This is a genomic window from Pantoea sp. X-Soil-YNGN-785 (assembly GCF_059730585.1).
Genome location: NZ_AP035943.1, coordinates 550,449 through 575,679 on the forward strand (window position 1 = coordinate 550,449; position 25,231 = coordinate 575,679).

General features: G+C 54.3%; 25 protein-coding genes and 1 pseudogene. 15 read left to right on the forward strand and 11 right to left on the reverse strand.

Translation table 11 applies throughout. From position 1 onward, the window contains the following. Positions 1-116 precede the first annotated feature (116 nt). Together AC6I8E_RS21205 and AC6I8E_RS21210 are read right to left on the reverse strand one after the other, a co-directional pair. Positions 117-1,001 (reverse strand): PhzF family phenazine biosynthesis protein, encoded by an 885-nt coding sequence (locus AC6I8E_RS21205; RefSeq protein ID WP_140915679.1) that lies wholly within the window; start codon positions 999-1,001, stop codon positions 117-119. 850 nt (positions 1,002-1,851) lie between these two features. Further along, positions 1,852-2,280, reverse strand: a complete 429-nt coding sequence (locus AC6I8E_RS21210) for an Rrf2 family transcriptional regulator (RefSeq protein WP_497824796.1) — start codon at positions 2,278-2,280, stop codon at positions 1,852-1,854. A 136-nt stretch (positions 2,281-2,416) separates the two neighbouring features. Between AC6I8E_RS21210 and AC6I8E_RS21215 the strand changes: the two genes are divergently transcribed. From AC6I8E_RS21215 to arsH, 3 genes are all read left to right on the forward strand, one after another. Continuing rightward, positions 2,417-3,304, forward strand: a complete 888-nt coding sequence (locus AC6I8E_RS21215; RefSeq protein ID WP_497824797.1) for an NAD(P)/FAD-dependent oxidoreductase — start codon at positions 2,417-2,419, stop codon at positions 3,302-3,304. A 306-nt stretch (positions 3,305-3,610) separates the two neighbouring features. After that, a complete protein-coding gene (locus tag AC6I8E_RS21220) occupies positions 3,611-3,943 on the forward strand; it encodes an ArsR/SmtB family transcription factor (protein WP_313677504.1) in 333 nt (110 codons plus the stop codon). A gap of 5 nt (positions 3,944-3,948) precedes the next feature. Then, positions 3,949-4,662, forward strand: a complete 714-nt coding sequence (gene arsH / locus AC6I8E_RS21225) for an arsenical resistance protein ArsH (RefSeq protein WP_497824798.1) — start codon at positions 3,949-3,951, stop codon at positions 4,660-4,662. Between the two features lie 43 nt (positions 4,663-4,705). On the opposite strand, the gene arsC is transcribed toward arsH, so the two are convergent. From arsC to AC6I8E_RS21240, 3 genes are all read right to left on the reverse strand, one after another. Then, the gene (arsC, locus tag AC6I8E_RS21230) at positions 4,706-5,134 is read right to left on the reverse strand and encodes a glutaredoxin-dependent arsenate reductase (protein WP_497824799.1); all 429 of its coding nucleotides are present in this window, start codon (positions 5,132-5,134) and stop codon (positions 4,706-4,708) included. 49 nt (positions 5,135-5,183) lie between these two features. Beyond that, positions 5,184-6,467, reverse strand: coding sequence for an arsenic transporter (locus AC6I8E_RS21235; protein ID WP_497824800.1), 1,284 nt, complete (start codon positions 6,465-6,467; stop codon positions 5,184-5,186). A gap of 88 nt (positions 6,468-6,555) precedes the next feature. Continuing rightward, on the reverse strand, positions 6,556-6,909 hold the full coding sequence (locus tag AC6I8E_RS21240) for a metalloregulator ArsR/SmtB family transcription factor (protein WP_313677497.1): 354 nt from the start codon (positions 6,907-6,909) through the stop codon (positions 6,556-6,558). A 482-nt stretch (positions 6,910-7,391) separates the two neighbouring features. Here AC6I8E_RS21240 and AC6I8E_RS21245 point away from each other — a divergent pair, with 482 nt between their 5' ends. The 6 genes from AC6I8E_RS21245 (at position 7,392) to AC6I8E_RS21270 (ending at position 14,817) form a co-directional block, all read left to right on the forward strand. Next, a complete protein-coding gene (locus tag AC6I8E_RS21245; protein ID WP_313677495.1) occupies positions 7,392-8,870 on the forward strand; it encodes a SulP family inorganic anion transporter in 1,479 nt (492 codons plus the stop codon). Positions 8,871-8,888: 18 nt separating this feature from the next. Further along, positions 8,889-9,716 carry a universal stress protein gene (locus tag AC6I8E_RS21250; protein WP_313677493.1) on the forward strand — a complete coding sequence of 276 codons (828 nt, stop codon included), beginning with the start codon at positions 8,889-8,891 and terminating at the stop codon, positions 9,714-9,716. Between the two features lie 108 nt (positions 9,717-9,824). Further along, positions 9,825-11,051 carry an MFS transporter gene (locus AC6I8E_RS21255; protein WP_497824801.1) on the forward strand — a complete coding sequence of 409 codons (1,227 nt, stop codon included), beginning with the start codon at positions 9,825-9,827 and terminating at the stop codon, positions 11,049-11,051. Positions 11,052-11,958: 907 nt separating this feature from the next. Further along, entirely contained in the window at positions 11,959-13,503 is a 1,545-nt protein-coding gene (locus AC6I8E_RS21260; RefSeq protein ID WP_313677490.1) for a methyl-accepting chemotaxis protein, read from the forward strand. A gap of 35 nt (positions 13,504-13,538) precedes the next feature. Then, the gene (locus AC6I8E_RS21265) at positions 13,539-13,820 is read left to right on the forward strand and encodes a hypothetical protein (RefSeq protein ID WP_370422746.1); all 282 of its coding nucleotides are present in this window, start codon (positions 13,539-13,541) and stop codon (positions 13,818-13,820) included. 490 nt (positions 13,821-14,310) lie between these two features. Next, positions 14,311-14,817 (forward strand): GNAT family N-acetyltransferase, encoded by a 507-nt coding sequence (locus AC6I8E_RS21270; RefSeq protein ID WP_497824802.1) that lies wholly within the window; start codon positions 14,311-14,313, stop codon positions 14,815-14,817. 149 nt (positions 14,818-14,966) lie between these two features. Here the strand turns inward: AC6I8E_RS21270 and AC6I8E_RS21275 are convergent, their stop codons facing one another. Then, a complete protein-coding gene (locus tag AC6I8E_RS21275) occupies positions 14,967-15,407 on the reverse strand; it encodes a GNAT family N-acetyltransferase (protein WP_497824803.1) in 441 nt (146 codons plus the stop codon). A gap of 163 nt (positions 15,408-15,570) precedes the next feature. Here AC6I8E_RS21275 and AC6I8E_RS21280 point away from each other — a divergent pair, with 163 nt between their 5' ends. Then, entirely contained in the window at positions 15,571-16,173 is a 603-nt protein-coding gene (locus AC6I8E_RS21280) for a site-specific integrase (protein WP_497824804.1), read from the forward strand. Positions 16,174-16,251: 78 nt separating this feature from the next. Here AC6I8E_RS21280 and AC6I8E_RS21285 read toward each other — a convergent pair whose 3' ends face one another. Then, positions 16,252-16,617 (reverse strand): VOC family protein, encoded by a 366-nt coding sequence (locus AC6I8E_RS21285; RefSeq protein WP_233267977.1) that lies wholly within the window; start codon positions 16,615-16,617, stop codon positions 16,252-16,254. Between the two features lie 57 nt (positions 16,618-16,674). Here AC6I8E_RS21285 and AC6I8E_RS21290 point away from each other — a divergent pair, with 57 nt between their 5' ends. After that, positions 16,675-17,391, forward strand: coding sequence for a helix-turn-helix transcriptional regulator (locus tag AC6I8E_RS21290; protein ID WP_497824805.1), 717 nt, complete (start codon positions 16,675-16,677; stop codon positions 17,389-17,391). Positions 17,392-17,599: 208 nt separating this feature from the next. On the opposite strand, the gene AC6I8E_RS21295 is transcribed toward AC6I8E_RS21290, so the two are convergent. The 4 genes from AC6I8E_RS21295 to AC6I8E_RS21310 all read right to left on the reverse strand — a co-directional run bounded on the left by AC6I8E_RS21295 (position 17,600) and on the right by AC6I8E_RS21310 (position 20,910). After that, a complete protein-coding gene (locus AC6I8E_RS21295; RefSeq protein ID WP_497824806.1) occupies positions 17,600-18,694 on the reverse strand; it encodes a flavin monoamine oxidase family protein in 1,095 nt (364 codons plus the stop codon). Continuing rightward, entirely contained in the window at positions 18,691-19,374 is a 684-nt protein-coding gene (locus AC6I8E_RS21300) for a cupin domain-containing protein (protein WP_497824807.1), read from the reverse strand. Before AC6I8E_RS21300 ends, AC6I8E_RS21295 begins: the two co-directional genes overlap by 4 nt. A 40-nt stretch (positions 19,375-19,414) precedes the next feature. Then, positions 19,415-19,759 carry a carboxymuconolactone decarboxylase family protein gene (locus tag AC6I8E_RS21305; protein WP_147788961.1) on the reverse strand — a complete coding sequence of 115 codons (345 nt, stop codon included), beginning with the start codon at positions 19,757-19,759 and terminating at the stop codon, positions 19,415-19,417. Positions 19,760-19,995: 236 nt separating this feature from the next. Continuing rightward, positions 19,996-20,910 (reverse strand): LysR substrate-binding domain-containing protein, encoded by a 915-nt coding sequence (locus tag AC6I8E_RS21310; protein ID WP_147788962.1) that lies wholly within the window; start codon positions 20,908-20,910, stop codon positions 19,996-19,998. A gap of 176 nt (positions 20,911-21,086) precedes the next feature. Between AC6I8E_RS21310 and AC6I8E_RS21315 the strand changes: the two genes are divergently transcribed. The 4 genes and pseudogenes from AC6I8E_RS21315 (at position 21,087) to AC6I8E_RS21330 (ending at position 24,908) form a co-directional block, all read left to right on the forward strand. Then, the gene (locus AC6I8E_RS21315) at positions 21,087-21,863 is read left to right on the forward strand and encodes an SDR family NAD(P)-dependent oxidoreductase (protein ID WP_497824808.1); all 777 of its coding nucleotides are present in this window, start codon (positions 21,087-21,089) and stop codon (positions 21,861-21,863) included. A gap of 45 nt (positions 21,864-21,908) precedes the next feature. Beyond that, the gene (locus AC6I8E_RS21320; protein ID WP_370422796.1) at positions 21,909-22,148 is read left to right on the forward strand and encodes an OsmC family protein; all 240 of its coding nucleotides are present in this window, start codon (positions 21,909-21,911) and stop codon (positions 22,146-22,148) included. A gap of 521 nt (positions 22,149-22,669) precedes the next feature. Further along, the gene (locus AC6I8E_RS21325) at positions 22,670-23,698 is read left to right on the forward strand and encodes a zinc-binding dehydrogenase (protein WP_497824809.1); all 1,029 of its coding nucleotides are present in this window, start codon (positions 22,670-22,672) and stop codon (positions 23,696-23,698) included. A 4-nt stretch (positions 23,699-23,702) separates the two neighbouring features. Then, positions 23,703-24,908 (forward strand): annotated as a pseudogene (locus AC6I8E_RS21330) (MFS transporter). Positions 24,909-25,231: the final 323 nt, after the last annotated feature.

Sequence of the window (25,231 nt, forward strand, 5' to 3'; positions counted from 1 at the left end):
TACTTAGCCACTGACATAAGCAACACCGCCGTGCACTAGCACCGGAACATAATTACCCTTAGGGGCCCGTGGTTCGGGCAACTGCAGATTCATCTCTCTCAGCTTTGCATGATGACTCATATCTTCTCTTCGACAAAACCTACATTTCCACCGAGCCAGCAGCCCTGAACTTGCCCCTCGGCATTGCGCCGAAAGCGCAATGAAATTTCGGAAGGGCGGCCCATGGCTCTGCCCTGCCGAATCCTCACCGTTCGATCATCTGCGCTGACCAGGCCGTGCTCCAACAGTCCGAAGGCCAGTGCGGCCGCAGCAATGCCGGTTGCTGCATCTTCGGGATATCCGGAGGACTTAGGAAACTGCCGCGCATCGAATTGTCGGGCATCAAGATCCGAGGCAGCGTAGGGATATAAACCGGTTGAGCCAATACGCTCACACAACTGTTTCATCCTGCGGAAATCAGGTTTCAAACTGTCCAGCACTGCTACGTTCTTGAGTGGGATTAAAGTCTTGATCCTGCTGGTCGAGGCATTCTGGATTGGTAGCGGTGCTAATTCATTTGAACTGATGCCAAGCACCGAAAGGATGTCTGCTTCGATGTCTGGCGCCAAAAGTGTCTCAACTAAGCCTTGAGGCTGGGTAATTTCAACATGCACCATATGGGCTTCGTCACGCGACACTCTCGCCTCTACCCGGCCACTCAGAGTCCAGATTGACAACTGATCCTGCGGCAGCAGTCCGAGTTTGTCCAACAACCATACCGCCCCGACCGTGGCATGTCCGCACATATCCATCTCATGATTAGGCACCCAGAAATGGAACGCGAAATCACAGTCCGAATTGGCCGGCGGTGAACAAACAAAGCCACATTCATGCCCGTACGCGTGGGCGACCGCCTGCATATCTGCCGAGGTCATGCCATCAGCATGAGCCACGATGGGAGCCGGATTACCGCCGTTACGGGCAGCAGGAAAGACATTAATCAAATGAACTTCTGGCGTCATTTTGACATTCCTTGAGCTTGAGGCATATTAGGTGCAACTGCGTCTACGATAGCGTCTGTGTATACCGCTACAGACGTCGTGCGTCCGTTTTGCTCACCTTTGAAACGTAGCAGCGCATGCTCGGGCACCATGAGCATGAACTCATTATGCTCATGGGCACCGGTTTCTTAAGCACCGTTGGAATTGAAGACGCTGTAAATTTCACGCATTGGCTACGGTCACCAGCCGCGCTTGGTACAGAAAATTAAATCGGTTTACCAGACCGAGTTTTTTTCGCCTTAGATATGCCGTTTCCGGTACTAGTCAGATCCTAAGAGCATTTCATTTATTCCCCTAATTTTTTTGCCAACCAAAAGCGGCCTTTTCTCTCTTTTTCCGCCATTTAATAAAACGCCAATTCTGCCGAATAACCTTATACTCCTGCCTACAAAAAAACCGCCCTTAAGGCGGCATTTTCTGAGACAGTCGCCACGCTGCTTACTGGCCGCGACACGGGCGCACAGAGCCAGGACTGATACAAGGCACACGACAAAGAGCGCAAAGCAAATGCAGTAAAGCCTTCCATCCGCGCGGCACCGAAGACTTTCGCAACGCCATTGATGCCACTGTAGACGGCGGTTCTATGACAAAGAGTAGCCCTAATAAGAGTTGGTAGATTAGACAGGCCAACAGCAGGCGGCTTTTTCGTGTTTCGTCAGCCTTTTGCATAAAGCTGACCCTGTTCAGCCCATGTCCGCTTTGTGCCAAAAGCGGACATGTTAATAAGAAGCGCACCGGGAAACCTAAGTTGTGACCGGTTCATTTCAGGAGCAAACATCCTCAGGCTCTCAGTCCGCTCCTGCAGACACTCTCAACGCGTCAGATAGCGGCGTTCAAAATCGCTGGCTAACTCTGCCAGGGTGACGCTTTCGAGTCGTTGTAACAGCAACGTCTGCGCCGCGTCGAACGCTTCGGTTAACGCGGCGTTCACCGTCTGCTCAACCAGGCATTCCGGATGGTCGGTCGACAAGCCGATCGCGAACAGTGAAGAGGAGCCCAGCGCCTTATGAATATCAAGCAAGGTGATATCCGCCAGCGTCTTCGCTAGCGTCCAGCCTCCCCGATGGCCTTTTTCCGAATGCACATAGCCTTTTTCTTTCAGCAGCGCCATGGTGCGCCGCACCACCACTGGGTTGGTATTAAGTATCTCCGCGATGGTATCCGACGTGGCAGGCCGGTCATGCCGGGACATGTGGATTAATATGTGCAGCATGCGGGAAAGACGGGTGTCATTTCTCATGTCGATCGCTTCCTGAAGAACTGGCGATGATCATAACTCGAAACAGCATAAGTTACGAGAGTATTGACATCTCATTATCACGTAACTTATGTTGTATCGAAACTCATTCTGCCTTAGCAGATTTCAGGAGAGCAAGATGGTTTATGACGTGATTATCGTTGGCGGCAGCTATGCCGGGATTTCCGCAGGGCTGCAGCTCGCACGGGCGCGCCGGCAAATTTTGGTCATTGATGCAGGACAACGCCGCAATCGCTTTGTTGAAAGCTCGCATGGCTTTCTGGGGCAAGACGGAGAGCATCCCGGCGCGATAGCCAGCAAGGCGCGTGAGCAACTGATGGCCTATCCCTCGGTCGAATGGGTGACAGACACCGCCATACATGCAAAAGCGGATCAAGAGGGTTATGCCATCACTGTCGGATCCGCGCAGTCGCTTGCGGCCCGGCGCCTGATTCTGGCGATGGGGGTGAAAGATGAGCTGCCGTCTCTTCCTGGACTCAGCGCACTGTGGGGAAAGAAGATCTTTCACTGTCCCTATTGCCACGGATATGAACTGAATGGCGGAATGATCGGCGTGCTGGCATCATCGCCGCTGGCTATCCATCAGGCGCTGATGCTGCCGGACTGGGGGCCAACCACACTGTTCCTTAATGATGCCTTCACACCGGATGCCGCCCAACTTGCCCAGTTGGCCCGACGTGGCGTAACGGTAGAAGCCGAGCCGATTTTGGCCATCGGCGAAGATCAGGCTGATATCACTTTCGCCAGCGGGCGAGTCATCAGGCTTGCCGGGCTGTTTATTCAGCCCCGGACACGCCTGAGTTCTCCTTTAGCCACTCAGCTCGGATGTAAGCTGGAAGCAGGGCCGACCGGAGAATTTATTCAGGTGGATACTATGCGCGAAACGAACGTTCCCGGCGTATTTGCCTGCGGGGATGTGGCGGTTGCCGCAGGCAACGTGGCCATTGCCGTCGGCGACGGCGCGCGCACAGGTGCCGCCGCTCATCAGTCTCTGATATTTCGCTGAAAGCGAGCGAGGTTATTTTTTGAGCAGGAAAGGATGGAGAATAACAATTGTTCCTTTCCTGCAGGGTGGCTCCACGTCAGAGAATATTCAACGTTGATAACGATTTTGCCAGTTAGAGGACTGAGGCTCAACGAACCTGCAACGGCAGAGAGCTGGGAAGGCCATCAGGATACTCCTGTTACTCATGTCCGCTATGTGCCAGAAGCGGACGTCCAGTTTTAACTGATCGCTCAAATACAAAGGTGTTGTTCTTGTTTGACTCTGACTATATTTCTAATATTCTGGAAATACAGTTTTGGAGGTAATATGGATTTAGATACTGCAGCAAACGCACTGCGGGAGTTAGGACACCCGACACGCCTGGGCATTTATCGGGAACTGGTTAAGGCGGGCCATGAGGGCCTGCCGGTCGGACAACTGCAGAAGCGCCTCGGCATTCCGCCCTCCACACTCAGCCATCACCTTTCTGCGCTGATGTCCGCCGGCCTGATCAGCCAGGAAAGGCAGAGCCGCACTCTGTTCTGCAGACCCTGCTATGCACAGCTTGAGCAGCTAATGGCCTTTCTGACAGAAGAATGCTGTGCAGGCGGCAGCTGCGGCCTGTCACCCGCGACGACTCACGAAGAGACCCCATTGTGAACAACATGAACGATACCCTTAAAAACATTGACCCTGCACTTCTGGATGGGCCGCTGACGGAAGAGAAACTACATGCCCCGGTAGTGGCACATCCGCCCCGCATCCTGATGCTCTACGGCTCGCTGCGTGAACGTTCTTACAGCCGTCTGACGACGGAAGAAGCCGCCCGGCTGTTGACGGCCATGGGCGCAGAGGTGAAAATCTTCAATCCATCGGGACTGCCTCTGCCCGACGATGTCCCGGAGACGCATCCGAAAGTCACGGAACTGCGCGAGCTGGTGCTCTGGTCGGAAGGCATGGTCTGGTGCTCGCCGGAACGGCACGGCGCGATGACCGGCATCATGAAAGCACAGATAGACTGGATACCCCTGACGTCCGGCGTGGTCCGGCCTTCTCAGGGAAAAACGCTCGCGGTCATGCAGGTCAGCGGCGGATCGCAGTCGTTCAATGCCGTCAACCAGATGCGCATCCTCGGACGCTGGATGCGCATGATCACCATCCCGAATCAGTCGTCCGTGGCAAAAGCCTGGGCCGAGTTTGAGGAAGACGGCCGCATGAAGCCTTCTCCGTATTACGACCGCATCGTTGACGTGATGGAGGAGCTGATGAAGTTCACCCTGCTGACGCGCGGACGCAGTGATTACCTGACCGATCGCTACAGCGAGAGGAAAGAGAGTGCTGCGCAGCTGTCTGAGCGGGTCAACCAGCGCAGCATATAAAAAAGCCGGCATCTGCCGGCTTTTGTCTTTTGTTTTCCCAGGGTCAGCGGCTGATCCGGTTACCGTGCTCATCGATGACCTGTTCACCGTCTTCTTTCGTAAAGGCCCCTTTCTGCGGGTCCGGCAGGATATCCAGAACCGCTTCAGACGGACGACAGAGTTTCGTGCCGAGCGGCGTCACCACCACCGGCCGGTTAATAAGGATGGGGTGAGCCAGCATGGCATCGAGCAGCTCATCATCGCTGAACCGGTCCTCTGCCAGCCCCAGCTGCACATACGGTTCCGTATTTTTGCGCAGCAGCGCGCGCACACTGATCCCCATATCCGCAATCATTTTTTGCAGCTCGTCGCGCGCCGGCGGCGTCTCCAGATACAGAATCACCGAGGGCTCCACGCCGCTGTTGCGGATAAGCGCCAGCGTATTACGCGACGTCCCGCAGGCCGGGTTGTGGTAAATCGTGATATCAGTCATAAACGGTATTCCGTTGCGGCGCTGCACAGACACAGCCCCGGGGTTAAGGTTAAACAGACAGGCGCAGGGCCAGCGCGGCCAGCGTCACAAAAAGCACCGGCAGGGTCATTACGATGCCCACGCGGAAGTAATAGCCCCAGCTGACAGTGATGTTTTTCTGTGCCAGAACGTGCAGCCACAGCAGGGTGGCGAGGCTGCCTATTGGGGTGATTTTCGGGCCAAGGTCACAGCCGATAATATTGGCGTAAATCATCGCCTGCTTTACTACGCCCTGAGCGGTGCTGCCATCAATCGACAGCGCGCCAATCAGCACAGTGGGCATGTTGTTCATCACTGATGACAGGAAGGCCGTAAGGAAGCCGGTTCCCAGCGTGGCACCCCAGATGCCGTGCTCTGCAAACCGGTTCAGGATGGCAGAGAGATAATCCGTCAGCCCGGCGTTGCGCAGGCCATACACCACGAGGTACATGCCCAGCGAGAAAATCACTATCTGCCAGGGCGCGCCCTTCAGCACTTTGCGGGTATCAATAGCGTGTCCTTTGCGCGCAACCAGCCAGAGAATAAATGCCGCCACCGCCGCAACCAGACTGACCGGCACGCCGAGCGGTTCCAGACAAAAAAAGCTGGCCAGCAGCAGAATCAGCACCAGCCACCCGGTTTTAAAGGTCCGCATATCCCGGATAGCGTCACGTGGCGCTTTCAGCTTCGCTAGGTCATAGGTTGCCGGGATGTCTTTGCGAAAAAACAGGTGCAGCATCACCAGCGTGGCCGCCACGGACGCAATATTCACCGGCACCATGACGGACGCATACTCGCTGAAGCCCAGCTTAAAGAAGTCCGCCGTCACGATGTTGACCAGGTTCGACACGAAGAGTGGCAGGCTTGACATGTCCGCGATAAATCCGGCGGCCATGACAAAGGCCAGCGTGGCACCCCGGCTGAAGCCCAGTGCCAGCAGCATGGCGATAACGATTGGCGTCAGGATGAGCGCCGCGCCGTCATTGGCAAACAGCGCCGCCACCGCCGCACCCAGCAGGATGATATACGTGAAAAGCAGCCTGCCTTTACCGCCTCCCCAGCGGGAAACGTGCAGTGCCGCCCACTCAAAAAAGCCGGACTCATCCAGCAGCAGGCTGATGATGATGACCGCAATAAACGTGGCCGTGGCGTTCCAGACAATCTGCCAGACGGCAGGAATATCACCGATATGCACCACGCTGGTCAGCAGCGCCAGCGCAGCGCCGATAACAGCGCTCCAGCCAATACTGAGTCCTTTTGGTTGCCAGATAACCAGTACCAGCGTCAGGATAAAAATTGCACCCGCCAGAAGCATACTCTCTCCTTAAATACTGCTCCTGTCAGAACAGACGCAGCGAACGTAAGAAATAAATATGAAAAAACACATATGTATTGTTAAATTTTTAAATGCAGACGGGCTTGCCATTAGTCGTTGCATTATCCCGCTCAGCCTGCCGGCTGAGGCTAACGATGTCATCCCGCTGGCACAGATAAGCCTGTTCAATCACGGCGGCAGCCCAGGCGGGCATGTGAGGGGAAAGCCGGTAATGAATCCACTTACCTTCACGCCTGTCAGTGAGCAGGCCTGAATCTCTGAGTAAAGCAAGATGCCGCGATATCTTAGGCTGGCTTTCTTTCAGAATAAGCGTCAGCTCGCACACACAGAGTTCGCCTTTTTCCCGCAAAAGCAGGACAAGGTTTAAACGCGTTTCGTCAGACAGGCCCTTGAAGAGCTGAAGAGGAGCAAGCTGTGGCATGATAGTTCCCGATAGCAGACGTAAAAAAACAGTGTGACTTTTAACCTCAAAGGCGTCAATACACATTCATGTATTCGAATATGTTTGGCCGGGCCGGATCTGCCCCGATCTGATGTGCTAGGCGCAGGCATTTTGATGTTTCTGCTGCCGTCGCCGACCCTTATTGCGGGCTGAAACGTTGACCTCTTATCGCTTTCGTTTATAGTTTAACGCCTGTCCTGATAAAATCGGGCTTCACCGTTAGCGAACCTTCTACAGGGTTTCGCTGGCTTAATTCAGTCCTGAAGGCACCGTTTGCCGTAAAGGAGAACTTAAAAAATCATGCGTCTTACGCCACCCTGAGTCGTAACCCCTCTCCGTCGCACTGAGTAGTCTCAGTCGCGCACTCAAAAACATCCCGTCTGCGGATGTGCTTTTTCGTACCCGAATTTTTTGCCCTCACGGGCTGACTGTATTCAAAATTCAAAATCTGAGAAATTATTATGCTGCTGTCCTCAACGCGTAAGGACTGGCTGGGTAACGTCCGTGATGACGTGCTCGCCGGTATTGTCGTTGCGCTCGCGCTCATTCCTGAAGCGATTGCGTTTTCCATCATTGCCGGAGTCGACCCGCAGGTCGGCCTATACTCGGCGTTCTGTATTCCCGTGGTGATGGCCATATTTGGCGGACGCCCCGCGATGATTTCATCGGCCACCGGTGCGATGGCGCTGCTGATGATAACCCTGGTGAAAGACCACGGTCTGCAGTATCTGCTGGCGGCGTCGGTGCTTACCGGCCTGCTGCAGCTGGTTGCCGGCTACCTGAAGCTTGGCAGCCTGATGCGCTACGTGTCTCGCTCGGTCGTAACGGGCTTCGTCAACGCGCTGGCCATTCTGATTTTCATGGCGCAGCTGCCGGAGCTGACCAACGTTACCTGGCACGTGTATGCGCTCACCGCCGCAGGCCTGGCAATCATCTACCTCTTTCCGTACCTCAATAAAACCATTCCCTCCCCGCTGGTCTGCATCGTGGTGCTGACCGCCATTTCCATGTGGCTGCACCTGGACGTGCGCACCGTGGGCGACATGGGCAAGCTGCCCGACAGCCTGCCGGTGTTCCTGATTCCGGACATTCCGCTGAACCTGGACACGTTGCTGATTATCCTGCCTTACTCCGCCGGCCTTGCCGTGGTGGGACTGCTGGAATCCATGATGACCGCCACTATCGTTGACGACATGACCGATACCCCGAGCGATAAAAACCGCGAATGCAAGGCGCAGGGCATCGCCAACGTCTGCACGGCGTTTATCGGCGGCATGGCAGGCTGCGCCATGATTGGCCAGTCGGTGATTAACGTGAAGTCCGGCGGGCGCGGGCGCCTCTCCACCCTGACAGCCGGACTGGTGCTGCTCTGCCTGATAATTTTCCTGCGCGACCAGGTGTCGCAGATACCGATGGCGGCGCTGGTTGCCGTCATGATCATGGTTTCTATCGGCACCTTCTCCTGGCGCTCCATTACAGACCTGCGTCGCCATCCGCTGTCGACCAGCGTGGTCATGCTGGCAACCGTGGTCGTGGTGGTGGCCACCGACAATCTGGCCTTCGGCGTGCTGACCGGGGTGCTGATTGCCTCGCTGAACTTTGCCACCAAGGTAGCGCGCTTTATGACGGTCAGGTCGTCACGGGAGGGCGATACCCGGACTTATACCGTGACCGGCCAGGTCTTTTTTGCCTCCGCCGATCGCTTTATGAGCCATTTTGATTTCAGGGAAGCGGCCGAGCGCGTGGTCATTGACGTCACGCACGCCCATTTCTGGGACATCACCTCCGTGAGCGCGCTGGACAGGGCGGTAATTAAGTTCCGCCGGGAAGGTGCTGAGGTGGAAATACTGGGCATGAACGACGCCACCCGTACCCTCGTTGACCGCTTCGGGGTGCACGACAAGCCGGAAGAAGCGGAAAAACTGATGGGCGGTCACTAACCGACAGGAGATTCAGCTATGAACAATACCGTTGTGGCCTGCGTGGACGGTTCACCGTCAACCGGGCCGGTTTGTGACTACGCGGCATGGGCCGCCGCCGGCCTCTCTGCGCCGCTGGCCCTGCTGCACGTGCTGGAAAAAGACGGTCATCCGGCCGTCTCTGACCTGAGCGGCAGCATTGGCATCGACAGCAAAGAGCTGCTGACCGAAGAGCTGGTACGAGTGGAGGGCGAGCGCAGCCGCCTGCTCATGGCGCAGGGTAAAGCCATTCTGGGCGGCTGCGCTGAGCGGCTGGCCCGTGTGGGGGTGCCGGAAGTGCGCCAGCTGCAGATGCACGGCGCGCTGGATGAAATCCTTGCCGGGCTGGATGACGTCAGGCTGATGGTTCTCGGACGACGCGGCGCGGAACACACCGTGGGCAGCCAGCTGGAAAGCGTCATCCGCCTGCAGAAAGCGCCCGTGCTGGTCGTGCCGGAAGCGTTCAGCGCGCCCTCCCGGGTGCTGTTTGCCTGGGACGGCAGCGAGGCGAGCCGCCGAAACCTGACCCGTCTGACCGTAAGCCCGCTGCTTCGCGGCCTGACCTGCCATGTCGTGATGGTGAACGGCGACGATGCTTCACTTCTCGACGCGCAGCAGATCCTGCAGGCGGCCGGCATTGATGCAGAGTCCCGGCTGATTCAGGATGAATCCGTCCCGCGCGGCCTGTGCCGTTACGCAAAGGAGAACGGAACGGACCTGATCGTGATTGGTGCCTGGGGACACTCCCGGCTGCGCCGGTTCTTTATCGGCAGCCACACCACGTCGATGCTGGCTGAAAGCCGTCATCCGCTGCTGATGCTGCGATAAACTTTACGGGCCTGCAATCCTGGCCCTTTTCATCACGCGCCTCCGGAACACCAGTCCCGGAGGCGTTCATTTGTGCGGCGCCTTTATCAGCCGTGTTCAGGGAATACCATGCGTCAGCTGTTTCGCTTTATGTACCAGCACGGCAGTCATCTCGCTTTCGGCGCATTACTGATGGCGATGTCGAGTTTCGGGCAGACTTACTTCGTATCGCTTTACGGACAGGACCTGCGTCAGGCCTTCGGGCTCAGCGACGGCGGGCTGGGCGGGCTGTATGCCGCTGGCACCGTGCTGAGTGCCGTCACGCTGACCTGGGCGGGCCGGCTGATTGATTACACCACCACACGGTGGTTTACCCTGGCCGTTACCCTGCTTCTGATGACGGCGTGCCTGCTCGTATCCGGTGCGCAGGCGGCATGGATGCTCTGTGCCGGCTTTTACCTGCTTCGCCTAGGCGGCCAGGGACTGATGGTGCATACCGCACTCACTGCGACTGCACGCCAGTTTCCGCTTGATGCCGGCAAGGCGCTGGGCGCTATCGCGCTGGGCCTATCGCTGGCGCAGGCGCTGTTTCCGGTCGCGGCCGTGCAGATTAACCATCTGACGGGATGGCGCATGGCCTGGCTGATCAACGCTGCTGTCCTGGTTGCCGGCGTTGCGCTGGCTGTCAGTTGTCTTCCGCGCGCTGCCGAAAAGCCGCTGCGGACGTTCAGAAAGCGGGGCACAGAGAAGGTTCAAGAGATTTCCATATGGAAAAACCGGAACCCGCTGCTGGCGCTGCCGGCGGTGCTGGCGGTGCTGGCGTCACCTTTTATCACCACGGGCTTCTTTTTCCATCAGGCGCGCCTGGCAGAGGAGAAAGGGTGGGCACTATCGTGGGTTGCTGCGTGGTTTATCGTCTACGCGGTTACGCAGGCGGTATCCCTGTTATCATTTGATCCTCTGATAGACCGGCTCACACCGCGCCGTCTGCTCCCGTGGTTTCTGTTGCCACAGGGCGCTGGCATGCTGGCGCTGTGGCTCAGTAACAGCGTGTGGGTCACGCCGTTTTATCTCATCATGACCGGCATATCGTCAGCCATTGCGTCCACGCTGGCGACCGCGCTGTGGGTACAGCTGTTTGGCCCCGCGCAGTTAGCAAAAGTCCGCTCGGCCATTGAGGCAGGCACCGTACTGGCCAGCGGCGCTTCCCCAGTCGTAATGGGTATGCTGATTGACCAACATGTTGCGCTTCGGGTACAGGCGCTGATATGTCTCATATTCATACTCGCAGCCAGCCTGGTGGCAACCCGGATTAGAGCTGGCGACCCGGAAAAAGAAACTGATATTTCTGGCTGACCGAAACACTGTTACGGTCAAAGACACGACACTCGAGGCAGGACACAATGTCCGCTTTTCGCTCATAGCGGACGTTGTGCCGCCAGGCTAACAAGTCTGACAAAATGCTGAAAAGTCAGCTGCAGAACTCCTTATCTCACCGTTCAGTCTCACTCTGAATGATTTTCTGCTGAATATTTCTTACCTTATCAAACAGCTCGTCCAGAGTTTTGCTGGGGATGCCCACTGCCCAAATCATCTCTTAAGGTATATCTGCATTTCAGCTTTCACACGTCCGATCCGCTTTGATGAGAAGGATGACTACCCTGCGTTCATCCTGACCAATGCTACCTACGCAACTGATGAATCCTGCCAGTTCAACCTGCTTCAGCAGGTGGCTGATTGTATCCTGGCGCTGGCCCAAATCGGACACCATGATACCGCCTTGCTTCAACGGAACCAGAAGCGTCAGATACTTGCAAAGCGCAGTCCGGGCAGTTTCAGGTTCGGCTTATTCAGCTTATGGGATGGGAAATGGTTATCCTCGTCAATGGCCCCGGAAAGAGAAAAACTGATACAGGGTTTTGGCCACACAAACCTGCACTTCGCATGCGACAAACAAAATACATCGCCATCAATTAAATTGTGCACAATTTATTTTTGGCTGAGTCTGGAGTTTTCAGCTGTTGCCGCCGATATTCCTCACACTGATATAAAACCCGGAAAAATGATAAAGGTTCGACGCGACTGGCCAGGGCTTTGATTAACAGATCATCTGGGTAGCTAAAGGGCTTTTAGCATGCGGGAAACACAGTCAGACACCCAACAGAATGTTTGCCTGTCGGGGAGGCGCAGCAGCAGCCCTGACTGAACATCGCAATGCCTGTACCCGAATACACACAGCAGCATTACTTCATAACGAGAAAATATGAAAATATCTACCCGACTGATCGCAGGCTTTGGCCTGCTTATCCTCCTGTTTGTTATCTGCACCGGGACTGCATTGCATGCACTGAACCGGGCCCGTACAGGTATGGACGTTATCGTAAACGTCAAAATGAAAAAGTATCAGATTGCAGAAGACATGCTCGGTGAAATAAGACAGATGGCCATCGATGTGAGAACGCTTGGACTGCTGACTGATCCCGGCGCAATGAAACCTGTATCAGAGCGTATGCAGGAAACGCAGGCGCAGTTTACTGCTAACCGTCAGGCCCTGGGGAGCCTGCTGGAGAAGGACTCACTTCCGGCCGGTCGCACAGCATTTAAAAGGCTGACCGACACGGAAACATCCTTTTTTGCTACCTTCGCCAGGGCCAGCCAGCTCGGTCTGGCCAACCGGGATAAAGAATTTTTTGAGTGTCTCACAAAAGAAGTACAGCCCATACAGGACACAATGCTGAGTGATCTGCTGGTCGTGACCGGAATACAACAGAAAACCAGTACTTCTGAGGTGGCGAAGCACAGTGCTTCAGTATCGCAGTCATCTCTCATCCTGATGTTACTGGCTGGCGCATCCATTATTGTCAGCGTTATTGCCTGTGCTGTCGTTATCAGGGTGCTGATGCACCAGCTGGGTGGTGAACCCGCGCAGGCTCAGGCGCTGGCATCGGCCATTGCGGCAGGTGACCTGACAACTCCAGTGATACTTCGTCATAACGACTCAACCAGCCTGCTGGCCTCCCTTGACGGCATGCAGGCAAACCTGCGCGGTCTGGTGTCACAAATCAAGGATACCTCTGCCTCCGTTGCGCTTGCCGCCGACGAAATCTCACAGGGTAACACCGAGCTGTCTTCACGCACCGAGCAGCAGGCCGCCGCCCTGCAGGAAACTGCTGCCAGTATGGAGCAGCTTTCAGCCACCGTAAAAAGTAACGCCGCCGGCGCCCGGCAGACGGCCGAGTCGGCACGCGAAACGGCGCAACTGGCCCGCAGCGGTGAGTCTGACGTAAAACATATGTCAGACACCATGCATGATATCTCCGTGAGTGCCACGAAGGTGCGTGACATCACCTCAGTTATCGAGAGCATCGCGTTCCAGACGAACATCCTGGCGCTGAATGCAGCGGTTGAAGCTGCTCGTGCGGGTGAGGAGGGGCGCGGCTTTGCCGTGGTTGCTGGTGAGGTCAGAACGCTGGCGCAGCGCAGCGCTACGGCCGCTAAGGACATTAAGACATTGATTGAGCAGGCCGTTACACAGGTGGAAAGCGGCGTCACAGTGGCGTCATCAACCGGACAGAGCATCCTGAAAATCGTAGATATGGTCGTTGAACTGGCCGAATCGATGGACGAGATTTCCCTGGCCTCCTCTGAGCAGATGCAGGGCATTTCGCAGGTGAGCATTGCCGTGAGCCAGATGGACGGTGTGACGCAGAATAACGCAGCGCTGGTTGAAGAGTCGTCCTCCGCCTCGCTGTCGCTTTCAGAGCAGGCCCATGCCCTGCGAACCATGGTGGGAACATTTAAAGTATGAGTCACGATGCAGACAGCGAACAGGATTCAGTGGAAATGTACAAGACACTTCACGCCCTGAAGGAGGGCGTGGATTTCATGGTAAACCAACTGATTCGGGGTAGTTACCTGACGACCTCCACCTTTGCCAACAATCTGGTTCATCTGAACAGAGCCTTTGAACCCGTGCAGGCGCTGATGGCGGTGCCCGGCGTCATGGCCATGCTCCTTCGGGAAGACGTCCTGCTTGCCGCCGACCTGATTGCCACCGGCCGGGCGATTGCAATGATGAATAATTTTCTGGTCTGCGTAATCGGTCAGAAGGCTGACGGACTGTAGATGGAAACCGGGACAATGGTTTAAGCAGGTTTTCTGCTTTTAACTTTGCTGCGTGTCGTCAGAGTGTGGCCTCATTCACTAATTTCAGATAACGGTAACCTGATATATTTCTGCCGCTAACTACGCAGACGACCTTACGTCCGCTCAGTTTTTTGCATAACGAAGGACTGCCGCAATTGCAGGTGCTCCAGAAGATTCAATAAAATGGTTGATGGTGTCCCCGCCCTTCAGATGGATATATTAAATCAACGTTATCTGTCGTCATCTTATGCAAAAGTGCAGTTTAAACTTCAGAAAGCACTCCTGGCTGACAACCATCCTGTAGGTCAGGGGGAGCTTTTTCCTCATAGCGGATATGGGCAGACGTGTAAGTCCGCTTTATCCCAGAAGCGGACGTTAATGGCGTGGTATTTATAAAACATGGTGCAAAACTCATGTTAAGTTGATCTCTTAGCAGAAGTGAAAAATTTACGACCGGAGAGAGCCTGAAGTGAAAGCATTTACGGTGCGTCGCATTAATGAGAGCGATCTAGAGGATTTCAGAAGAGTTAGACTGGAAGCATTGCTCCTTCATCCGGACGCTTTTGGCGCGTCCTACGAAGACTGGAGCCAGAAACCAGCACCATTCTTTGCTGAAAAATTGCGAACCAATTGTGTTTTCGGTGGATTTGACCTTCACAACACCATACAGGGCCTGATTGGTTTGAGCTTCAGTACCTCACCAAAGCTGAGTCATGTCGCTACTATCTGGGGGATGTATGTCCGTGCCGGGATGAGGGGATCGGGACTATCATCAGGGCTAATGGAGGCTGCGCTGGAAGCTGCAAGCTCAATAAGAACTGTAAAGCTTTCCGTCGTCAAAACGAATCATGCTGCATATGCACTCTATCGGTCGTACGGTTTCACTAACTGGGCCACTGATACTGCTGCGCTTTACGCTAATGGTATTTTTCATGACGAATATCTTATGAGACGAGACTCGGAAAACGACTTATAACAAAGCCATGATGATAAATAATTGCTTATCATGGCGACATAATCGTTCGTAGTCCAAAGGCTACGTCCGCTCCTCGCTCATAGCTGGCCTCAACATACTGACATGTCTGCCATGTGCCCGATTAATCACTTAAAGAGAGCCGTATGAGGTTAACTACCACGTTGTTTCTCTAATCGAATATAAGCGCCATCTAATGTTGTCTTATTGCCCCAGCCAAGTTGCATGTAGAATTTAGCCACACGGCTGTTTTTATCGGTTTCCAGCCAGGCAACTTTGTGATGTTTGAATAATTCCTGTTCCGCAATCTCTGTAAGTCTGCGACCAATACCTCTGCCTTCATAGGCTGGAAGTACAAAAAGACCAAAAAGAGAGCCCTTCTCCCTTAAAATCATCGAAAAACCCACTACTTCGTCATCATCTGTCGCAACCCATGCGCAGTGACCCTCTTCGATCATATTGCTTACGGTACTTTCGGTGATGCCCATCTCCTGCATCTCTTCACGGCTCAGGTGATTTTCGGCAACAGAGGTTCTGACAGTAAAAATACTCTCAACATCAGTCAATTGAGCTGGTCTTATGTGGATATCCATCAGTCTTACTCCATGCATAATAAAGATAAATTCTGAGAGTGATGCAATCCTAACCTTTACGTAAGCATAGAAACTTGAGCGAACTCGCTACTGCACATCATGTCCCCTTTTCGCTCATACGGGACACTCATAATCACATCTCCTAACCCAATGGAGATTGAACATGACAACATCCCCCTGGAACAAAAGCCGCATTATCGGCCAGAAACGGCCTCTTCAGATCTCTCATATCTGGGGAATTCGTATTCGTCTTGAGCTGGAAGGAAAAGTTCGTGATCTGGCTCTTTTTAACATGGCCCTGGACAGTAAACTTCGGGGCTGTGATTTAGTTAAGCTAAAAGTTTCTGATATAGCCTATGGGCACTCTGTTTCGGGCAGAGCGACAGTGCTGCAGCAGAAAACGGGCAGCCCTGTTCAGTTTGAACTGACTAAGGGAACCAGAGAGGCTGTAGCCGCGTGGATCAAAATGGCTCAACTAAGTAATAGCGACCATCTCTTCCGGTCCCGCGTTGGTTCTTCAAGACACATCTCAACCAGACAATATAACCGTATTTTTCATGGATGGATTGGGAAGCTGGGTCTCGATGAGACGCTCTACAGTACGCACTCAATGCGCAGAACAAAGCCATATCTGATCTATAAAAAAACGAAGAACCTTAGGGTTATCCAGTTACTTTTGGGGCACAAAAAACTCGAAAGCACAGTACGTTACCTTGGTATTGAAGTAGATGATGCTCTGGAAATATCTGAGTCACTTGAAGTCTAGCCTGTTAGGGCTGCAACAGCAGCCCTGTGCCAGAAGCGATTGCGTCAGGTTCAAAAATGGGTAGGTAAGCGTTTTAACTTATTCGTCCGGGATACATACCCGGATACGGTGCCCGTCAGGATCAAGCGCAACGAACGTCTTGCCAAAAACAGCATGTCTGGGCTCCTGTTCTATCTGCACACCGCTCTCTGACCATTGCTGATAAAGCACATCAACCTGTTGAATATCTTTCACCATAAAGCTCAATTCAGTTCGGCTACCTTCACCACAGGATACAAAGTCACTCGCTGTCGTTGACCATAGTCCAAGATTCAGGCCGTTATTAAAGGAAAAAGCCACCCACGTCGGAAGCATCACGTCTGGTTCTGTATTGAATAGCTTCTGGTAAAATCCACTGCTGACAATCGGGTTATCAACATAAAGAATGATCAGGTTAGGTATCATGAGTCTCTCACGCCAAAAAGAATGAGACTTCACTATTGCAGGGAGCATTGACAGAACATGTCAGCATCAGGACCGAAACGAGCAGAACGCCTTCTCAATCTTCTGCAGATTTTTTATCAGCATCGCTATCCGATAAGCGGCCACAGGCTGGCTGAAGAACTTTCAATCAGTCTTCGTACTCTTTACCGTGATATCGGCGCACTACGCGCTCAGGGTGCCGACATTCAGGGAGAGGCTGGCACAGGATATATCCTTTCCCGGAGCCATTATTTACAGCCGGTGATGTTTACCCCCGAACAGCTCGATGCGCTGGCGCTCGGTTTACGCTGGGTAGCCACATATGGTGACAGGGGTATAGCTAAAGCAGCTTCAGAGGTAACGGGGAAAGTCCGCCACGGTCTTCCGCCACAGTTACAGACACTGTTTGATGACTCGACATTATTGGTGGGAAAGAGAAAGGAAGCTCATCACAACTTTGAAAACCTGAGCGTAGTTCGAAGCGCCATCAGGTGGAGACGTAAAATCCGTGCAGGTTATACAGACAGACTCGGTAATATGAGTGAAAGAACGATATGGCCTTTCGCGCTGGGTTACTTCTACGGCGCTATTGTGCTTGCTGCATGGTGTGAAGAACGTAACGACTTCCGTCATTTCGACGTAACGCGATTAAAATCTCTTCAGCACCTGCAGGAAGGATATCCTCAATCCCGGCATAGCTTACTCCGTATATGGCGTAATGCAGGTCTGGATAACATCGTTGCCACGCGTAGCTGAAATGGATCTGATTGCTCCAGAAAAACCAGGTCTGTTCTTATCTATAAATATATCCGCTCTTCGCTCTTAGCGGAGGTTCATCTGACTCCGTCTGCTTTGTGTCAAAAGCGGACGTTCCAGAAGCCAGCTAATTTGAATCCAGCGGGATCATTATGTTTATTTAACATCCTATATCCGGCTCGAAAAGCCACCAACCACTCTCACGAGTTTAATTTTGTTGTAGCCAGCGCTGAACCCCCATTGATGCAGACTCAATGGCGCCTGCCAAATAGCCTGAAAACTGCGGCGACCATTCACTGGCGATACCCGTTATCTCACCAGACCATTCTTCACCGGCGGGAAGTTGCTCAGGCATTACGTGTCCGGCTTCCTGCAGAAGATCTAAGTCCGTTGCAGTAAACGGATCCGCCGCCCAGTCTTTTATATACTCAGCTTCGGGCTCTGCCGCATCCTCGCCAAATAAGCGTATGAGCTGCTCCCGGCAAAGGTTTTTGAGAGCAGCTTCGCTGACAGTCCATCTCGATTTTGCCGGTACGCCAATAAAACCAAAAATCACCGTTTTACCCGAGTCTGGCTCGGACACGTCGTGGGTCTCAGCCATTGGCCCCACACGGCTCCCTGCATGCCCTGAAAGCTGTCGTGCATGCAACAAGTCCGTTTTATATACAGCGACATATTTCGCATGAGGAGCCATCCATGTCGGGGTTTTCCGCCAGCCTGACAGCACCTGTTCCGGCATCGCCGGATTGAATTCTATTTTCGCTGCCAGGGCAGGAGGCAGAGCGAGGAAGACATGCTCACCGTTAAACACGGTTTTTTTACTGCCTTCGGCCTTGGTATGGATCTCCACTTCTTTGCCAGCCCGGGAAATCGCCACCACCTGATGGCCGGTTTTAATCTTCTCAGCCGGGATCTGACTTTTAAGTGCCGCCGCCAGCGCCTGCATTCCTCCCTTCAGCCTGAAAGACGCCGGGGAGCTCTCCCATGCCGGGTAGCGTTCGGGGGGCGAATTCAGCTGGCGTTCGTAAAGCATGTCACCCGGACGGCCATGCGCGATGACCGGAAGGTTAAGCCGCTCGATAAGTTGCGCGAAGTCCGGCTGAATATCGGGCCAGAACCACGCTGCACCCATATCTGCATGAATGCCTGCGGAGATGCCTGCCAGTTCCGGGCCTGACAGCACGCGGCCGCCCGTTCTGTCACGGGCTTCAAGAATCATATAATCAACACCCGCTTTTTCAAGCAGCGTGGCGGCATAAAGGCCGCTTATGCCCGCACCAATGATCACTACGCTCTGCTTCATAATGTCGCTCCGGTCAGAGTTGCAGGGCTGAGATGTCCCGTTTTCAGATAAAAAAGTGCACCAGAGGCGGTAGCCATCAGGGCAGGCATATCACCTGGCGGATACCGCAGCCAGCTTCCTGCCTCATAGCAACCCTCCGGCACCCCGAGTTGCCCTTTCAGAAGAAGAAGTTCTGCTCCGCCAGCAAGTGGCGCACAGAAAATCCGCTCGCCCGGAGCCAGCTTCTGAAGCACCACGGTTTCCTGTGTGCCGGAGAATAAAGGACAGATTTGTCTTTGCGGCTGACCATGCCAGTTAGCTGCCTCCCGGGTATTTATCCTGACCGGCTGGCGTTCTTCGGCAGACATCTGGCGCAGCTTGACGAAAATGGTTGTGCCGTTTCGGCTTGAGGGTTGGTGAGAAGAACCGTCCGGGCTGCGCAGGTACCAGCCGGCAGGGTGGTTGACACCATTTTCGGTAAACGTCCCCGCGAGTACCAGAATCTCCTCGCCGCCGGGATGGCTGTGTGCGGGAAATTTGGAGCCGGGCGCATACCTGACAAGGCTGGTTGCGCGGGCCTGCTCATGACCAATCCGGTCAAACATTACGCGCTCTACGCCGGCCTGGGGAGAAGGTATCCACTGATAATCATCCGGGGTAACGATAGCACGCTGCGAAAAATCAGAGTTCAGTAACATCATAGTCAGTGATCAGACGGCCCTGTGGGGACCGTCCGAAGGCCTATTTGTTTGGCAGATTATCGTAAACATCCAGAGCTCGCGCGGTATAAGTCAGCGCGGCGCCAGTGTTCAGGTTAATGGCAACGGCCAGCGCTTCGGCGATCTCTTCACGCGTGGCACCGTGCTTAACCGCAGCGTCGACGTGTACGGCCAGGCAACCGTCACAGCGGGTGGTTACGGCCACGGCCAGTGCAATCAGTTCATGGGTTTTTGGATCGAGATGCTTGTTTTCAGATGCACCCTTATCCATCTGCTGAAAACCTTTCATAAACTCTGGCTGCAGTCTGGCAAATTTACCGATGGTGGCGAGCAGACCACTGCGATATTCGTTCCAGTTTAAGAACATTCAAAACTCCGGTTTATTGTCTCAGAAATCATTAATTACATGACGTCGTAAATACATCCGTTTAAAAAATGGCCTGTATTCATTGCCGTTGAGAGCGATTATCAGTAAGCCTGACTGCTTCAACAAATCAGATAATCTTGCGGAGCAGAGAAGAAATTCTATGTCGTAGCACATCGTGGAATAAGCATTACGCGCCCGGGTGACTGCCGGGGCGGCGTATTGCCTGAGGCGTCAGTTTATGAATGGTCTGAGACGACGTCCTGAAGAAGCCAGTCATGGAAAACTTTTACTTCATCACGCATGACTTTTTGCTGCGGGGTGACCAGATAATAGGACCATCTGAGTGGCCACCGGTGGTCGGGATGCAACTGAACCAGTTGCCCGGTTTCGATAAGGTTTTTCACCAGAGCATACCGGACAATAGCTACTCCCCTGCCGCTCAGGGCGGACAGGATCACTGCTGAGGTGGAGTTAATATGCAGTCCGCTTTCCAGCTCTTCGGGTGCACCGACCGCCATAAGGACATCATCCCATGACGGAAAATCCGCCCCGGGATGCGGCGTATCATCGTGTATGAGTTTTTGCGTGGCAAGCCATTCACTGCAGGCCATTTTCCCGGGCGGCATCAGGCGCGGACTGCAGACCAGCACGGCTTCTTCATCCATCAGCCAGGTTTTATTCACGCCTGACCAGTCGCCCTGTCCACAGCGAATGCCGATATCCGCCTCGCCGTGCGACACGTCCATCAGCTTTTCTGTGACGTTAAGCCGCAGATCGATATTCTCGTACGTTTCCGAAAAGCGGTTCAGGCGATCCATCAGCCAGTTCATCATCAGCACCTGCGATGCCGTCACCACCACCACCGAGCGCGACCGGCGCCCGCGAAGCTTGTTTAACCCGGTTTCGAGTCTGTCGAGCCCCTGAGTGATGTCCTGCAACGCTTCCTGCGCTTCGTCAACCAGCGTCAGTCGCTCTTTTCCTGAGCGGGTGCGGTGAAGAAGCGGGTGTCCGACCCAGTCTTCCAGCGAACGTACCAGCTGGCCTACTGCGGCAGGCGTTACGCCCAGCTCCTGTGCCGCACCGGTAAAGCTGCCGTGTCTGGCTGTGGCTTCAAAAGCGTGCAGCCATTTAAGCCGGTTTAGCGATCGCATAGTGGTCATCCTGATTCATTATTTTCCTCAGTATACGTCAGCGAGAAAGATTTTCTTTCCTGAATCGCAATTTCTTCTCAGTCGTCAATCAGAGAGCCGGGTGGCATTCTGATTCCACACGATGAGGAGCTCGGCTTTTCATCAATGACAACCATATGAATTAAATGAGGTTAGTGATGAACGCATCTTTTGCCGGTAAAAAACTGTTAGTGGTCGGCGGTACAAGCGGTATGGGCTTCGAAACGGCGAAGCTGGTCCTGAAGAACGGCGGCAGCGTTGTACTGGTTGGTAATCGTCAGGACAAAGCCGAACAGGCCCGTCAGGCGCTCGCTGCAGATGGTCAGGTTGCCATCATCGTTGCCGACCTGATGAAAGAAGAAGGTATGCAGCACGTGGTGAACACCATTAACGCCGAACACAAAGATATCAGCCTGCTGGTCAATGCGGCTGGCGTATTCTTCCCGAAACCGTTCACCGAACATGAAGCGTCAGACTATGACATGTACATGAACATTAATCGCGCGACGTTCTTTATCACCCGTGACGTGGTGCGCAATATGGTCGAAGCCGGTATCAAAGGCTCTGTTGTTAATATCGGCTCCATGTGGGCGCAGCAGGCCATCGGCGCCACTCCGTCTTCAGCTTACTCAATGGCAAAAGCGGGTCTGCATGCGCTGACGAAAAACCTGGCCATTGAACTCGGTGAAAAGGGGATCCGCGTGAATGCGATTTCTCCGGCCGTTGTTCACACGCCGATTTACGAAGGCTTCATTCCGAAAGACGACGTGAAGGGCGTGATGAACAGCTTTGACAGCTTCCACCCGATCGGCCGCGTAGGTACCCCAGCCGATATCGCGGAAACCGTTGCTTTCCTGCTTTCTGACAAGACTGGCTGGGTCACCGGCGCTGTCTGGGATATTGATGGCGGCGTCATGGCTGGCCGTAACGCCTGATGACCATGCCGCACGCGCTTACCCGCGTGCGGCACCGGAGGGATTATGCAAATCCAGACCGCGCATTATGACCTTGTCACCTCGTGGCAGGGAGGCATGACCAGCCGGACGCTCTGCCAGTCCTTTTCCGCAGACAACGCTGCCCCTGTCCCGCAAAGTCATGTTATTGACTCCGATGAACCGGTTTCACTGGGTGGCGAAGGGCTGGCTCCTGACCCCCGGGAGCTGATGCTCGCTGCGTTTAATGCCTGCATGATGGCCGCCTTTATAGGAAGTCAGGGCTGAAGGTCTCGCCCTTACACAGCTTGAAATACACACTGACGGGCATCTTCCGAAGGGTATACCGGGCTCCGTTGACAGACCGGCAGAGGATGCGTCCGGCAGGCTTCAGTATGTCATCTGTGTAAGCGGCGACGGCACGATGCATCAGTTTGAAGGGATCCATCAGCGGGTTATTGACTACTCCCTGAACCGCTGGTTACTGGCCCGGAACATGCTAATCGAAGGTGACTTAATCTGGGCTGACGCGACTGGATTGTTCCACTCAACATGAAGAGCTGATATGACCACACCAGGGTAACTCCCTGGCAGGATGAAGGGCCAGCTGACGCCGATCTTCTCAACGCGATAAAGGCCCGTCGGCCCGGCGAAGAACTGACAGGGATTGGCCTGATATCACCTGAGAAAAGCCTGTCTGGCGAAAAAGAAACTGTGGAAGCAGTTGTCGCTGTCGCCACCTGTAACAGGGGATCCCGTTCTCTCGTCGCCCCTGCAATCTGATAACCCCTTAATTTCCGGTGTAATTTATGAATAAAAAATATCGCGCTATGCAGATTGTTGCTCCCGGGGTGCTGCAAATGACAGAGCGGCCCCTGCCCGTTCCCGGTCCGGATGAGGTGCTCATCAGGATAGAAGCGTGCGGGGTATGCGGTGCCGACCTCCGGGACGCGGAAAAAGCACCACAGCAGGGCCAGCCCGGCCGCATACCGGGACACGAAATTGTCGGATTTATTGCCGGAAAGGGGAACAGGGTACCCGATATATGGCAAACCGGTCAGCGGGCAGGCGTCGGACGTCTGGGGGGGTATTGTCATAACTGTAAGTCATGCCGCAGCGGGCTTTTTCATCTCTGTGAAAACCAGCTTATACCGGGTCTCAGCATCGATGGTGGCTACGCAGAGTACGTTGTCATGCGACATACCGCACTGATAGCCATTCCCTCAGCGCTCTCTTCCGTGCATGCCGCCCCGATCCTTTGTGCCGGAACCGCGACCTTTAACGCACTGCGCAATTCAGGTGCCAGAGCAGGCGACAGAGTGGCGATTCTCGGGATGGGGGGGCTTGGCCACCTGGCCATCCAGTACGCCCGTAAAATGGGTTTTGAAGTAACAGTGGTTGCGCGGAATAACGAAAAAGAACGAGCTGCTTTTGAGCTGGGCGCGCATCATTACATCGATACACTTAAAGAAAATGCATCAGAACGCCTGAAAAATGACGGCGGTGTAGATTTTATCGTGGCAACGGCACCAGCTTCAGAAACGGTATCAGCCCTTCTGTCCGCTCTGACCCCCAGGGGAAAAGCTGTCCTGCTGGGTACCGGACAAACTCCGCTGCAGGTCATGCCTGGGATGATGATCGGCGCTGAACGTGCCCTGACAGGATCCTTCGTCAGCACACCGGCGCAAACCGAGCGCGCGCTGCAGTTCAGCCACCTCTTTCAGACTTTACCCGTTACAGAACAGCTGCCCTTTGAGCGTGCAAACGAGGCTCTCAACAGAATCAGGATGGGGCAGGCCCGCTACCGGATAGTGCTCACCATGAATCAGGATAATTAATCACATGCCCGCAGAACATTTCCTGCCTGTAGAAGAGCAGAAAAATAATATTATTCGTCTGTCGGCCGCTCAGGCTCTCGCCGGCGCTAACTCGGTGGTCTTCTACGCCACGGGTGCCATTGTCGGCAACGCTATCGCCCCGAGCGGTGCGCTGGCAACGTTGCCCATCACCATGTTTGTTACAGGGATGGCGGCCTGCATCCTGCCATTAGGTTCACTGGCGCGGAAAAAGGGACGTAAAGCCGCATTCATAGCCGGCACCGGAGCCGGCGTTATTACCGGCCTGACTGCAGCCCTCGCCGTCATCGCGGGCTCATTCCTGTTGTTCTGAATTGCTGCATTTCTGGGTGGTGCCTATACGGCCGTTGCGCTCAGCTTTCGTTTTGCCGCGACGGATGGCGTCACGCCCGAGCGCCGGGCCCGGGCTTTATCGCTGGTTATGGGGGGCGGAGTGATTGCTGGCGTGATTGGTCCCATGCTGGTTTCAGGAACGATGCATCTCTGGCCGCCTCATACCTTCGCCGTCACGTTCCTTGCCCAGGCTCTCGTGGCCGTCATTTCGGCATGCATACTCAAAGGCGTGAAAACCACAGAACCTGCCGGTGCGATAAGAACAGGTGGACGGCCTTTACGCGAAATTGCCAGCCAGCCAGGATTTGCGCGAACCGTATTCAGCGGTGCGGTGACCTATATGGTCATGAACTTCCTGATGACGGCAGCACCACTCTCTATGCACATGCACGGCATTTCTCAGCAGGCGTCCAATCTCGGCATCCAGTGGCATGTTATTGCCATGTACGGTCCGGGTTTTTTTACCGGTAAATTGATTAACCGCTTTGGGGCCATGCGTATCGCCGCTGCGGGTCTGCTTATCACTGCGTGCTCTGTCCTGGCCGGACTCAGTGGGAACGGTATTTTCCACTACTGGCTGTCGCTGATTTTGCTGGGTCTGGGCTGGAATTTTGGCTTCACAGGCGCATCGGCGGAAATTATTGAATATCACCGTCCTGAAGAGAAAACCCAGGTCCAGTCCCTGAACGATTTTGTGGTGTTTGGGGTGATGATCGTCGGGTCATTTTCTTCAGGTGCTCTGCTCAGTCTCTACGGCTGGAACGCCGTGCTATGGGGGTCTCTTATTCCCATCGGGCTTGCCTTTTTAGGTATTATTAAGGAGTTACGGGCAAAAAAGCAGGATAAACTCAGCTTCTGAGGCAGTTTTATCAGCTTTCAGGAAGCGGGTTATGTTGATGTGAAAAATATCTAAAGCCCAAAATCAAAGCACATGATTTTGGGCATACCTGTCGATGCCCTCAGCCCCACGAGCTCATAAACGTCCGTTTTTCGCTCTTAGCTGACGTTAGCTTGCACAGCGTCCGCTTTGTGCCAGAAGCGGACATAGCTAAAACCGGGATGTTCTAATCGGCGAGTGTACGTCAAAAGTATGACACTTTTATCCCGTGTCAGGGTAAAGCCGCCTGAGTCGGATGGAATCATTTCTGCCCGGTGTCATAGTACCAGAACCGGATTTAGCGT

What these genes read in the sequence shown, in the direction of transcription:
- AC6I8E_RS21205 (WP_140915679.1), bottom strand. Translation starts at nt 1,001, where the DNA reads ATGACGCCAGAAGTTCATTTGATTAATGTCTTTCCTGCTGCCCGTAAC.
- AC6I8E_RS21210 (WP_497824796.1), bottom strand. Translation starts at nt 2,280, where the DNA reads ATGAGAAATGACACCCGTCTTTCCCGCATGCTGCACATATTAATCCAC.
- AC6I8E_RS21215 (WP_497824797.1), top strand. Translation starts at nt 2,417, where the DNA reads ATGGTTTATGACGTGATTATCGTTGGCGGCAGCTATGCCGGGATTTCC.
- AC6I8E_RS21220 (WP_313677504.1), top strand. Translation starts at nt 3,611, where the DNA reads ATGGATTTAGATACTGCAGCAAACGCACTGCGGGAGTTAGGACACCCG.
- arsH (WP_497824798.1), top strand. Translation starts at nt 3,949, where the DNA reads ATGAACGATACCCTTAAAAACATTGACCCTGCACTTCTGGATGGGCCG.
- arsC (WP_497824799.1), bottom strand. Translation starts at nt 5,134, where the DNA reads ATGACTGATATCACGATTTACCACAACCCGGCCTGCGGGACGTCGCGT.
- AC6I8E_RS21235 (WP_497824800.1), bottom strand. Translation starts at nt 6,467, where the DNA reads ATGCTTCTGGCGGGTGCAATTTTTATCCTGACGCTGGTACTGGTTATC.
- AC6I8E_RS21240 (WP_313677497.1), bottom strand. Translation starts at nt 6,909, where the DNA reads ATGCCACAGCTTGCTCCTCTTCAGCTCTTCAAGGGCCTGTCTGACGAA.
- AC6I8E_RS21245 (WP_313677495.1), top strand. Translation starts at nt 7,392, where the DNA reads ATGCTGCTGTCCTCAACGCGTAAGGACTGGCTGGGTAACGTCCGTGAT.
- AC6I8E_RS21250 (WP_313677493.1), top strand. Translation starts at nt 8,889, where the DNA reads ATGAACAATACCGTTGTGGCCTGCGTGGACGGTTCACCGTCAACCGGG.
- AC6I8E_RS21255 (WP_497824801.1), top strand. Translation starts at nt 9,825, where the DNA reads ATGCGTCAGCTGTTTCGCTTTATGTACCAGCACGGCAGTCATCTCGCT.
- AC6I8E_RS21260 (WP_313677490.1), top strand. Translation starts at nt 11,959, where the DNA reads ATGAAAATATCTACCCGACTGATCGCAGGCTTTGGCCTGCTTATCCTC.
- AC6I8E_RS21265 (WP_370422746.1), top strand. Translation starts at nt 13,539, where the DNA reads ATGTACAAGACACTTCACGCCCTGAAGGAGGGCGTGGATTTCATGGTA.
- AC6I8E_RS21275 (WP_497824803.1), bottom strand. Translation starts at nt 15,407, where the DNA reads ATGGATATCCACATAAGACCAGCTCAATTGACTGATGTTGAGAGTATT.
- AC6I8E_RS21280 (WP_497824804.1), top strand. Translation starts at nt 15,571, where the DNA reads ATGACAACATCCCCCTGGAACAAAAGCCGCATTATCGGCCAGAAACGG.
- AC6I8E_RS21285 (WP_233267977.1), bottom strand. Translation starts at nt 16,617, where the DNA reads ATGATACCTAACCTGATCATTCTTTATGTTGATAACCCGATTGTCAGC.
- AC6I8E_RS21290 (WP_497824805.1), top strand. Translation starts at nt 16,675, where the DNA reads ATGTCAGCATCAGGACCGAAACGAGCAGAACGCCTTCTCAATCTTCTG.
- AC6I8E_RS21295 (WP_497824806.1), bottom strand. Translation starts at nt 18,694, where the DNA reads ATGAAGCAGAGCGTAGTGATCATTGGTGCGGGCATAAGCGGCCTTTAT.
- AC6I8E_RS21300 (WP_497824807.1), bottom strand. Translation starts at nt 19,374, where the DNA reads ATGATGTTACTGAACTCTGATTTTTCGCAGCGTGCTATCGTTACCCCG.
- AC6I8E_RS21305 (WP_147788961.1), bottom strand. Translation starts at nt 19,759, where the DNA reads ATGTTCTTAAACTGGAACGAATATCGCAGTGGTCTGCTCGCCACCATC.
- AC6I8E_RS21310 (WP_147788962.1), bottom strand. Translation starts at nt 20,910, where the DNA reads ATGCGATCGCTAAACCGGCTTAAATGGCTGCACGCTTTTGAAGCCACA.
- AC6I8E_RS21315 (WP_497824808.1), top strand. Translation starts at nt 21,087, where the DNA reads ATGAACGCATCTTTTGCCGGTAAAAAACTGTTAGTGGTCGGCGGTACA.
- AC6I8E_RS21320 (WP_370422796.1), top strand. Translation starts at nt 21,909, where the DNA reads ATGCAAATCCAGACCGCGCATTATGACCTTGTCACCTCGTGGCAGGGA.
- AC6I8E_RS21325 (WP_497824809.1), top strand. Translation starts at nt 22,670, where the DNA reads ATGAATAAAAAATATCGCGCTATGCAGATTGTTGCTCCCGGGGTGCTG.